This window comes from Acidobacteriota bacterium (genome assembly GCA_018001935.1).
Lineage (GTDB): Bacteria > Acidobacteriota > JAAYUB01 > JAAYUB01 > JAAYUB01 > JAGNHB01.
Window position 1 is genome coordinate 1 of sequence record JAGNHB010000007.1, and the last position, 926, is coordinate 926.

The 926-nt window shown below is 67.7% G+C and carries 1 protein-coding gene; it reads left to right on the forward strand.

Annotated elements, in window-relative coordinates; translation table 11 throughout:
- Positions 1 to 136 precede the first annotated feature (136 nt).
- Positions 137 to 814 (forward strand): PP2C family protein-serine/threonine phosphatase, encoded by a 678-nt coding sequence (locus KA419_04265; protein ID MBP7865142.1) that lies wholly within the window; start codon positions 137 to 139, stop codon positions 812 to 814.
- Positions 815 to 926 lie beyond the last annotated feature (112 nt).

Sequence of the window (926 nt, forward strand, 5' to 3'; positions counted from 1 at the left end):
CCGGTGAACCGAGCTCCCTTCTCGCTCCTGCGAAATCCTCTCTCTTTGCACTGTCGATTGAAAACCAGTCGCTGGCCTCACCCCAAACCGCTGATTTTGGCCTCATCCCAGACCGGCGCGAACAGCGGGGTACGACGTGGCGGCGGTGAGCCTCCCCGTCCGGGCGGTCGGGGGGGACTACCACGACGTCATCTGCGTCGATGGGCACCGCTTCGCCCTCTGCGTGGCGGACGTCTCGGGAAAAGGCCTCAGCGCCGCCCTGCTGATGGCCAACGTCCAGGCCGTCGTGCGGAGCCTTGTCCTGTCGGCGCCTCCCGTGGAGACGCTCGCCGGCCGGACCAACGCTCTCGTCTGCCGCAACACGGGGGGCGAGCACTTCGTCACCCTCTTCTTCGGGGTCCTCGACACTGCGGAGCACCGCTTCCGGTACGTCAATGCCGGTCACAACCCGCCCATCCTGCTTCGGAAGGGGCGTCCCGCCCTGGAACTGACCGAAGGCGGGCTGATCCTGGGGGTCCTGGAGGACGCCGTCTACGAACCCGGCGCGGTAGACCTCGAGCCGGGGGACCTCCTGGTGATGTTCTCGGACGGGGTCACGGAAGCGTGGGGGGAAGGCGGCGCGGAGTACGGGACGACCCGGCTCCTGGAAACGGTTGCCGCCTGCCTCGAGGGGAATGACACCGCGGCCGGCATCCGGGACTGCATCCTGCGCTCGGTGCGCCGGCACGCGGGCCCCAAGGGACCCGGCGACGACCTCACCCTCCTCGTCCTCCGCCGCCTCCCCCCCGAGCCCAAAGGGGTCGAATGTGAATAGTAAGGGAGACAGGCAATGCCCCCGACCCCGAAGGGGTCGAATGTGAATAGAAAAGGAGACAGGCGATGCCCCCGACCCCGAAGGGGTCGAATGTGCGGAACGGGTGATTCAC